Raw genomic sequence first — 8508 nt, 5'->3', positions numbered from 1 at the left:
CCGGCGCGCCGCCCGTGCCGCTGGAGGAGCTTTCCTTCGAGCACTGGAAGCGCGTCGTGGACATCAACTTGACCGGCGCCTTCCTCTGCACCCAGGCCGCGTTCCGGCTGATGAAGGGCCAGGGCCCGCGCGGCGGCCGGATAATCAACAACGGCTCGATCTCCGCCCACGTCCCGCGCCCGCGGTCCGTCGCCTACACGGCGACCAAGCACGCAATCACCGGACTTACCCGCTCCACGTCTCTGGATGGCCGGGCCTACGACATCGCCTGCGGCCAGATCGACATCGGCAATGCCGGCACGGACATGACCCGGGCCATGAGCCAGGGCGTCATGCAGGCCGACGGCTCGATTGCGGCCGAGCCGGTGATGGATGTCGCCGCCGTCGCCGACGCGGTGTTGTACATGGCCGGCCTGCCGCTGGAGGCCAACGTCCAGTTCATGACCGTCATGGCGACCAAGATGCCGTTCATCGGACGCGGCTGAGAGCGGCGCCCTTCGAATAAGCGGTTCACGCCCGGCTTTTGTGCATTGCAGCGGAACTCTATTGCAATGCATCATTTTCGTTTGATCGGTATGGAATCGGGGGTAATGTCCTCTCAGGCGACAGGCTGACGTCAGTTTCCGGCCGCCGCCGAAGGGGAACGCCGTGAAAGGGGTTGGAAGCAACCTCAATCCGGAGTCGAAAACCATGAACCGTATCGCCATCCTGGCCGCCGCCGCGGCCCTCATCGCCCTTCCCGCCAGCGCGCAATCCATCCACATCTCCACCGTCGGCAAGTCGCCCGAACAGGTGCGGGCGGAGGTCGCCAAGGCGGCCCACAAGCTCTGCGCGAAAGAGACCTTCGGCGCGACCTTCTGGGCCGCAGAGATGCGCGCCTGCGTGGCCAGCACCACCCGCGCCACCTTCGCCCAGGCGAGCGACCCGCAGCTCAAGTTCGCCCAGAAGTAAGGTCTAGTCGGCGAACTGCGGCGCTCGTTTCTGCAGGTTCGCGGTCACCGCCTCGACCTGGTTGGCCGAGCTGATCAGCGCGCCCTGCTCCTTGCTTTCCGCGAGCAGGATCGCGTGCTGGTCGCCCTCGGCCATCAGGTTGAGCAGGCGCTTGCCGGCGCGGATGGCGTGCGGGTTCTTGGTCGCGATCTCCGCGGCCAGCGCCAGGGCCTCGGCGCGCGGGTCGGCGCAGACGCGGGTGGCCAAGCCCATGGCGACCGCCTCCTCGCCCGAGAAGATGCGGCCGGTCCAGGTGAGCTCGCGGGCCACGTCGTCGCGCACCAGGCCGCGCATCAGCACCATGCCGGCCATGTCGGGGATCAGGCCCCACTTGATCTCCAGCACCGCCAGCTTGGCGTCGGCCGTCACGAAGCGCAGGTCGCAACCGAGCGCCAGCTGGAAGCCGCCGCCGAACGCCACCCCGTGCACCGCGCCGATCACCGGCACAGGGATCTCGCGCCAGACCATGCAGGCGTGCTGGGCGCGGTTGGAGCCGCCCTCGGTGCGCTTGGGCGTGAGCAGGGCCGTCGACGCATCCCGGGCGCCGCCGCGCTCGCCTGACGCCATCGCCTGGAAACTGCCCATGTCGAGCCCCGCGCAGAACGCCCGGCCCTCGCCCGACAGCACGACGGCCCGCAGGCCCGCCTCGGTCTTCAGCCGCTCGCCGGTCTCGATCAGGGCCGAGAACATGGCGTCGTCGAGCGCATTCATCTTGTCGGCGCGCACCAGGCGCACGTCGGCGACGCCGCCCTGGATATCCACCGTCACGCGGTCGCTCATCGAAGCCTCCATGGAAGTTCAGGCCGCCGTCAGCAGGTAGCCGACGCGGGGGAAATGCACGTTCACGAGGTCGAGCTCGCCGCACTCGCGAACGATGGTGATGCGCTCGGCGCTGACCGCGACCAGCCGCCCCTCGACCGCGTCGCGGCCGTAGTCGTCGGCGCGGACGGTGACCAGAGCGCCGGGTTTCAGGCCCGACGGATCTGCCGGGTCGCCCGGCGGGGGCTTGGCGGGCATGGCGGCCATGGCGACTTGCAAGGCCTCGGCGCCGGTCATCTCGCTCCGCCGCCCGTGGCCGAGCGACTTCATCCGCTCGCGCCAGCCGGTGGTCTTCGGCAGGCTCTCCAGCAGCGCCGCCGCCGCGCTGGGCGCCGCCCGGCTCAGCCACCAGACGTTCATGTAGGCTGCGATATCAGAGAGCGAAGGCGTTGATCCGCCGAGGAAATCGTTGCTCGCCAGTCCCCGCTCGATCCAGGCGGCGTGCGCCCGCCATTGGCCCTTCATGGGACCGGCCGCGGCCTTCATGGCGGCCATATCGAAGGGCCGGCCGGAGAGCTTTTCGCGGTCGGCGATGAACTCCGGCGGCACGGTATCGCCGATCTCGCCGAACACCACCGCGACGGTCACCTGGAAGAACAGCCGGTCGGCCCAGAGGTTGACCGCCCAGTCGGCGCCGCGGACCACATCGGGCTTGCGATGGCGGGCCTCGATCTCCGCGAGAATGATCTGGGTGTCGCAATAGATGTCGGCGCCGATCTGCATGACCGGGATGCGCCGGTAGCCGCCGGTCAGTGGGGTGAGCTCGGGCTTGGGCATGATCACCGGCTGGATCACCGAACGCCACGACAGGCCCTTCACGCCCAGCATGACCCTCACCTTCTCGGAGAACGGCGAGGCGTCGTAGTGGTGGAGGATGATCTCGTGGGCCATCAGTGGAAGTCCGGCGAGAAGCGGATGTTGTCGCGATCGAGGCCCTTCAGCACCACCTCGACGCCGCCGGACTTGATCATCCATTCGAGGCGGTGGTCGCGGTACTCGCGCTTGAAGAGGCCCTTCTCCACCAGCTCGGCGACGTTTGTCATGCCTGAGGTGCGTGGCATGGCTGCGATCTCGGCGACGGTCTCGGCCACCGAGGGCCGGGCGTTGGCGCGGGCCAGCCAGTCGGCCAGCCTGGAGCCCTCGGGCGGCCGATGCCCGTGGCCGGCCGAGCCGTTGAGGAACGGAACCACGGCCAGGTCGCCCCAGCCGAAGGCCACGCCGTTGAACCATTCGCGGCCCGCGAGCTGACGCTCCAGCCAGGCGAAGAAGCCCGCGGTCTGGCGCGCCGCCGCACTCTCGATCGCCTGCGCCTGCTCGCCCTGCGCCCGCTTGAACCAGCGCAGCTCGGAGAGTCCCCAGTTGATCGGCTCGAAGTGGGTGTCCATCACCTCCTCGATCATCCGCACCCGCGCCCGGTCCGCGGCCGAGGCGGGAAGCAGCGGCGGCGTCGGATAGGCGTCCTCCAGGTATTCGAGGATGACCGTGGAATCGAAGATGCGGACCTCGCCGTCGACCAGGGTCGGCACTTCGGCGCGGGGGTTGGCCTCGATGAAGGCGCCCGCCGCCCCGCCGGCGCCCAGGCCCCCAGGCGACACCGTCTCGAACGGCACGCCCTTTTCGCGCAGCGCGATCTTCACCTTCTGGCCGTAGGGCGACAGCGGGTGGTCGTAGAGCGTGATCATGCGCGCATCCTCATGCCGGGAAGGCCTCCGCGCCTGCCGGCGCGTGCCGGATCTGCGAGGCCTTGGCCGCCCGGAAGCCGGCCCGCGCCTGCAGCCGCGCCCAGTAGGCGGCGATCGCGGGGGTGAACTCGGCGTCGAGGCCGAGCTGGGCGGCGAGCAGCAGGGCGTAGCCCACCGAGATGTCCGCCGCCGTGAACCGTCCCGCGCAGAGCCAGTCACGGTCCTGCAGGGCCCGGTCGACGGCCCGCAAGCGGGCCAGGAACCACTTGGCGTAGTCGTCGGCCACGACCTCGGCCTTGCCGGGTTCGAAGCGCCGATAGCGCAGCACCAGGGTCTGCGGGAAGGTCAGCGTCGCTTCGCCGAAATGCAGCCAGTTCAGCCAGGCGCCATAGGCGGGATCGTCCGCGCCGACCGCCAGCGGGCTCGGGCCGTAGCGGGTCGCCAGGTACTGCACGATCGCCGCCGACTCGGTCATGAAGGTCTCGCCGTCGACCAGCGCCGGGATCGTGCCCAGCGGATTGACCGCCATGTACTCCTTGGCCCGGTAGCGCGGCGGGAACGGCATGACCGTCAGCTCATAGTCGAGGCCCAGCTCCTCCAGCGCCCACAGCGGCCGGAACGAGCGCGCGTCGGCGCAATGGTAGAGGCGGATCACTTGAGCGCCTTGAGCCAGGGGATGAGGATCGCGTTCACCTCGGCCGGACGCTCCTGCTGGGTCCAGTGGCCGCAGCCGGGCAGGACATGGACGCCGCGCAGGTCGCTGACGTGCTGGCGCATCATCGCCCCGGGGTCGGGAATGCGCCCGAAGCCATTGAACGCGGGGTCGCGGTCGCCGCCGATCAGCAGCGTCGGCATGTCGAGCTTGCGGCCGCGGAACTGCTGCAGCCAGGCAAAGTCGCGCTCGTGATTGCGGTAGCGGCTGATCGGCCCGAAGAACCCCGAGGCCTCGAATTCGCCGACGTAGTAGTCGAGGTCGGCCGGCGTCAGCCACGCCGGGAACACCTCCGGGTCGACCATGCCTTCCAGAAGCGTCGCGCCGTGCTTCTTCTGCGGCCAAGTCCCGTCCGGCGCGTCGCCGCAGATGCCGTAGTAGAACTTGCGCAGGAAGCCGCGCACGTCCGCCTGGGCTTCTTCCTCCGGCGGCCCGACGTTCTGGAACCAGGCCTGGTAGAAAAAGTGGCCCTTGGACGTGAAGGCCTCGGTGAATATCTCGGTGAACGGCCGGTTCGGCACGCCCGAGAACGGCACCGACAGGCCCGCTGCCGCCGAGAACTGCTCCGGCCGCGACAGCGCCGAGTTCCAGACGATCGGCGCGCCCCAGTCGTGTCCGATCAGGATCGCCGGCGCATCCGGCTGCAGCGCCCGCGCCACACCCGCCACATCGGCGGTCAGGCTTTCCATGTCGTAGGCCGCGACCTCGCCCGGCTTGTCCGAGCCGCCGTAGCCACGCACGTCGATGGCGGCGGCCGTGAACCCCGCCTCGGCGATCGGGCCGAGCTGATGGCGCCACGAGAACCAGCTCTCCGGGAAGCCGTGCACCAGCACCACCAGCGGGCCTTCGCCCTCCAGCGCCACGCGGAGCTGGGCCGCGCCGGCGTCGATGGTCTTGAATTCGGGCATTTCGCCTCTCTCCCTATGCCTGCCATGCTTCCCCCTGGCCGCCCCGGTGGCAAGGGTGACCCGGCGTAATCGTTGACCTCACCTCCCGCCGTGCGAGCATTCATCCCGGGAGGATGGCGCAATGGCCTCGACCGCCGACAGCACCAAGGGCGCCGATGGCGTGACCAGCCGCGTGGACGGGCACGTCGCCGTCATCACCCTGGATCGACCACACCGCCGCAACGCGCTCAACTATCGGGCCTACGACCAGCTCGAAGCGGCGTTCCGAACGGCGTCGGAGGACCCGCACGTCCGCTCAGTCGTGGTGACCGGGGCCGACCCGGCCTTCTGCTCCGGCGACGACGTGGGCGAGATCATGGCCGGGCCGAAGGCGGTCTCAGCCGCGCCCGCCGCGCCGCCGACGGCGACCCCGGCCGCCATGGCCGCCCTGGAGTGCGCCAAGCCGGTGATCGCTGCGGTGAACGGCGCGGCCGTCGGCTGGGGGATGGAGCTCGCCCTATTCGCCGACATCCGGATCGCGTCGCAGGCCGCACGGTTCGCGGAACTCTTCGTCAAGCGCGGCCTGCCGTGCGACGTGGGCGGCTTCTATCGGCTTCCGGCCATCGTCGGGCCCGCCAAGGCGGCCGAACTGCTCTTCACCGGCGACGTCATCGACGCGGCCGAGGCGCTGCGCATCGGCCTGGTCAGCGAGGTGGTCGCCCACGCCGAACTCATGCCGCGGGCCATGGCGCTGGCGGCCCGCATCGCCGCCAACCCGCCGTTGGCCGTACAGCGGCTGAAGGCGGGCCTCAACATGACGGCCTACGGCGACCCGCGCGAGATCGGGGCCTGGGCCATGGGCGCGATCCGTGAGCTGATGCGCACCGAAGACCACCGGGAGGGCGTGGCGAGTTTCCTGGAGAAGCGCGAGCCGGTCTTCAGGGGGCGCTAGTGTGCTGGATTTGAAGTTCGCCTCATTCCCGCGCCACGCGCCGAGCGAACTTCAAATCCAAGAAGCACACTAGAAAACCAACACTTGCTAGTGTCCACATCGATTCCGAAGTTCGCTAAAGCCACCCGCAAGCGCTTGCGAACTTCGGAATCGGGACACTAGCGATGAACGAGCTCGATTTCAGCGGCAAGGCCGTCCTGGTGGTGGGCGGCTCCAGCGGCATCGGCAACGGGATCGCCCACGCATTCCTCGAGCGCGGCGCGGCGGTGCATGTCTGGGGCACGCGGGTGAGCGCCGCCGACTACGACGGGGTCGAGGGCTCCGACCTGAACGGCCTCGCCTACAGCCAGGTCGACGTCGGCGACCGAGACCGGGTGGCGGCGGCAAGCGGACCCGACGCCCTGGATGTCCTGATCCTCTGCCAGGGGACCGTCGTCTATCGCCGCGGCGAGTTCGCACCGGAGGGCTGGGACCGGGTGATGGCGGTCAACCTCGACAGCCTGATGACCTGCGCCATGAAATTCCACGACAGGCTGGCGGCCCGCCAAGGCGTGATCGTCATCGTCAGCTCCGTCTCCGGCTACACATCCAACCGCGGCAACCCGGCCTATGCGGCGTCCAAGGCCGGCGCGGTCAGCTTGACCAAGACCCTGGGCGAGGCCTGGGCCCGCGACGGCATCCGGGTGGTGGGGCTCGCGCCCGGCCTTGTCGACACCAAGCTGACCAAGGTCACCACTGAGCATCCGGAGCGGCGCGAGGGCGCGCTCAGGTCCATCCCGCTCGGCCGCATGGGCACGCCGGCCGACATGGCCGGCGCGGCCCTGTTCCTGGCTTCAGCGCTGGCGGCCTATGTGGTCGGCCAGACCCTGATCGTCGACGGAGGCCTGAGCCTATGACCGCCAACCCCCGCTCCGTCGCCGGCTCCACGGTGCTGATCACCGGCGCGGCCAGCGGCATGGGCCGCGCCACTGCCGAGGTGTTCGCCGCCGAGGGCGCGCACGTGGCGCTGACCGACATCGCGGCGGAAACGGTGCGCGAGGTCGCTGACGACCTGGTGCACAGGGGGTTCAGCGCCGAGGCCTGGACGCTCGACGTGGCCGACCCCGAGGCCATCCGCGCCGTGGTGCAGGCCGCCGCCGAGCGGTTCGGGGGGCTCGACATCGTGGTCAACAACGCCGGCGTCGGCGGCTTCGCGGCCATCGACGCGGCCAATTACGACGCGATCTGGGATCGCTCGGTGGCGGTGATGCTGACCGCCCACCAGCGGATAATCCGCGCCGCCCTGCCCTGGCTGCGCAAGTCGCCCGCGCCCCGGATCGTCAACATCGCCTCGACCGAAGCGCTCGGCGCCACGGCGCGCGACTCGACCTACGCCGCCGCCAAGGCCGGGGTCACCGGCCTCACCCGGGCGCTCGCCGTCGAGCTCGGCCGCGAGGGCATCACCGTCAACTGCATCTGCCCGGGCCCAATCCTCACCGGCATGACCGAGGCGATCCCCGAGGCGGACCGCACGACCTTCGCCAAGCGACGCACCGCGCTCGGCCGCTACGGCCGCCCGGAGGAGGTGGCCCACATCACCCTGAGCCTCTGCCTGCCCGCCGCCTCCTACATCACGGGAGCCACGATCCCCGTGGACGGCGGCCTGATGGCACGGAATGCGTAGGCGGCGCCGTCATAGGGCAGCATCCGTTTTTCGAGCGAAATATGGCCGATACTATCTGATTCAATATTAGTATTTATCGAATGCGCTGGTGGTTATGCGCCCAATTTCATTTGTACTAGTAAATCCATATTTTGGATAGAAGACCCAATATTCTCTCGGATTTCCAGAGTCTCTACCCAGAGATATAGAAAGATCGCCACTCTGCGAAATTATCTTTAGGTTTATAGATTTCGTTGGGTGAGAGTGGTGAGCTATCATTGCGTGCGTTGAACGCAAGGCAATCATCGCTGGTCTTGAGTTGGCAAGATTTTGACCGTCGACCGACACGTCGACATCCATCGAGGAGTCCAAGTAACTTAAAAACTCTGACCGCGCGATGGCGCAGATCCCGCTTCCCATTGCAACGACTGTCATGATCGGCAGGACAAACAGGCAAACAGACCAAATCGGAAAAGGTCTTGTCGGTTTACCTCCCAGTTTGGCGCTTCCCGTATAGCGCATCCAGTTGACGACGAGGAGCGGCGTGGCAGCAAACGAAATAGGGAATGCAATCCAACAGAAGAGGTCAAGAATTTTAGCGATGGCTTGTAGCATGGGTGTCCGAGGTGCTGTGCCTTTGCCGCTTGATGTTGTGCTCGCCGGTCTGGATGACCGCAACCCACCCCATAGCAGGCCTTCAGGGAAGCCAAGCCACACCTAATCCCCCTTGAACTTCCCCGACCGCGGCCCGGCAGCTTCGCAAACCACCGTCAGCTTGGCGAATGCCAATCCGCCCGTCATCAGCCCGTCAGGTGGCCCCGTGC

The 8508-nt window shown here is 68.3% G+C and carries 11 protein-coding genes; 5 read left to right on the top strand and 6 right to left on the bottom strand.

Annotated elements, in window-relative coordinates; genetic code table 11:
- Nucleotides 1-485 (top strand): SDR family oxidoreductase (locus JWP28_RS03430; protein ID WP_299539964.1); only part of this gene is annotated, 485 nt, incomplete at its 5' end.
- Between the two features lie 205 nt (nt 486-690).
- A complete protein-coding gene (locus JWP28_RS03425) occupies nt 691-951 on the top strand; it encodes a hypothetical protein (protein WP_299539961.1) in 261 nt (86 codons plus the stop codon).
- A gap of 3 nt (nt 952-954) precedes the next feature.
- Here JWP28_RS03425 and JWP28_RS03420 read toward each other — a convergent pair whose 3' ends face one another.
- Genes JWP28_RS03420 through JWP28_RS03400 form a run of 5 tightly spaced genes read right to left on the bottom strand, consistent with a single transcriptional unit; the run spans nt 955 to nt 5111 of the window.
- Nucleotides 955-1770, bottom strand: coding sequence for a crotonase/enoyl-CoA hydratase family protein (locus tag JWP28_RS03420; protein WP_299539958.1), 816 nt, complete (start codon nt 1768-1770; stop codon nt 955-957).
- 18 nt (nt 1771-1788) lie between these two features.
- Complete coding sequence (locus tag JWP28_RS03415) at nt 1789-2700, bottom strand: glutathione S-transferase family protein (RefSeq protein ID WP_299539955.1); 912 nt, start codon at nt 2698-2700, stop codon at nt 1789-1791.
- Complete coding sequence (locus JWP28_RS03410) at nt 2700-3491, bottom strand: glutathione S-transferase family protein (protein WP_299539953.1); 792 nt, start codon at nt 3489-3491, stop codon at nt 2700-2702. Before JWP28_RS03410 ends, JWP28_RS03415 begins: the two co-directional genes overlap by 1 nt.
- A 10-nt stretch (nt 3492-3501) precedes the next feature.
- A complete protein-coding gene (locus JWP28_RS03405; RefSeq protein WP_299539950.1) occupies nt 3502-4146 on the bottom strand; it encodes a glutathione S-transferase family protein in 645 nt (214 codons plus the stop codon).
- Entirely contained in the window at nt 4143-5111 is a 969-nt protein-coding gene (locus JWP28_RS03400) for an alpha/beta hydrolase (protein ID WP_299539947.1), read from the bottom strand. Before JWP28_RS03400 ends, JWP28_RS03405 begins: the two co-directional genes overlap by 4 nt.
- Nucleotides 5112-5232: 121 nt before the next feature.
- Between JWP28_RS03400 and JWP28_RS03395 the strand changes: the two genes are divergently transcribed.
- The 3 genes from JWP28_RS03395 to JWP28_RS03385 all read left to right on the top strand — a co-directional run bounded on the left by JWP28_RS03395 (nt 5233) and on the right by JWP28_RS03385 (nt 7705).
- Nucleotides 5233-6042 (top strand): enoyl-CoA hydratase/isomerase family protein, encoded by an 810-nt coding sequence (locus JWP28_RS03395; protein WP_299539944.1) that lies wholly within the window; start codon nt 5233-5235, stop codon nt 6040-6042.
- Nucleotides 6043-6206: 164 nt separating this feature from the next.
- Nucleotides 6207-6938 (top strand): SDR family oxidoreductase, encoded by a 732-nt coding sequence (locus JWP28_RS03390; protein ID WP_299539941.1) that lies wholly within the window; start codon nt 6207-6209, stop codon nt 6936-6938.
- The gene (locus tag JWP28_RS03385; protein WP_299539938.1) at nt 6935-7705 is read left to right on the top strand and encodes an SDR family NAD(P)-dependent oxidoreductase; all 771 of its coding nucleotides are present in this window, start codon (nt 6935-6937) and stop codon (nt 7703-7705) included. Before JWP28_RS03390 ends, JWP28_RS03385 begins: the two co-directional genes overlap by 4 nt.
- Nucleotides 7706-7771: 66 nt before the next feature.
- Here the strand turns inward: JWP28_RS03385 and JWP28_RS03380 are convergent, their stop codons facing one another.
- A complete protein-coding gene (locus JWP28_RS03380; protein ID WP_299539936.1) occupies nt 7772-8299 on the bottom strand; it encodes a hypothetical protein in 528 nt (175 codons plus the stop codon).
- Between the last annotated feature and the right edge of the window lie 209 nt (nt 8300-8508).

It is taken from the genome of Phenylobacterium sp. (assembly GCF_028290885.1).
GTDB lineage: Bacteria > Pseudomonadota > Alphaproteobacteria > Caulobacterales > Caulobacteraceae > Phenylobacterium.
The sequence above is the reverse complement of the archived record's forward strand: the minus strand, read 5'-3'. Positions and strand labels throughout refer to the sequence as shown.

Coding starts and splice junctions, on each gene's coding strand:
- JWP28_RS03400 (WP_299539947.1), bottom strand. CDS start 5,111: ATGCCCGAATTCAAGACCATCGACGCCGGCGCGGCCCAGCTCCGCGTG.
- JWP28_RS03425 (WP_299539961.1), top strand. CDS start 691: ATGAACCGTATCGCCATCCTGGCCGCCGCCGCGGCCCTCATCGCCCTT.
- JWP28_RS03385 (WP_299539938.1), top strand. CDS start 6,935: ATGACCGCCAACCCCCGCTCCGTCGCCGGCTCCACGGTGCTGATCACC.
- JWP28_RS03390 (WP_299539941.1), top strand. CDS start 6,207: ATGAACGAGCTCGATTTCAGCGGCAAGGCCGTCCTGGTGGTGGGCGGC.
- JWP28_RS03395 (WP_299539944.1), top strand. CDS start 5,233: ATGGCCTCGACCGCCGACAGCACCAAGGGCGCCGATGGCGTGACCAGC.
- JWP28_RS03380 (WP_299539936.1), bottom strand. CDS start 8,299: ATGCTACAAGCCATCGCTAAAATTCTTGACCTCTTCTGTTGGATTGCA.
- JWP28_RS03420 (WP_299539958.1), bottom strand. CDS start 1,770: ATGAGCGACCGCGTGACGGTGGATATCCAGGGCGGCGTCGCCGACGTG.
- JWP28_RS03415 (WP_299539955.1), bottom strand. CDS start 2,700: ATGGCCCACGAGATCATCCTCCACCACTACGACGCCTCGCCGTTCTCC.
- JWP28_RS03410 (WP_299539953.1), bottom strand. CDS start 3,491: ATGATCACGCTCTACGACCACCCGCTGTCGCCCTACGGCCAGAAGGTG.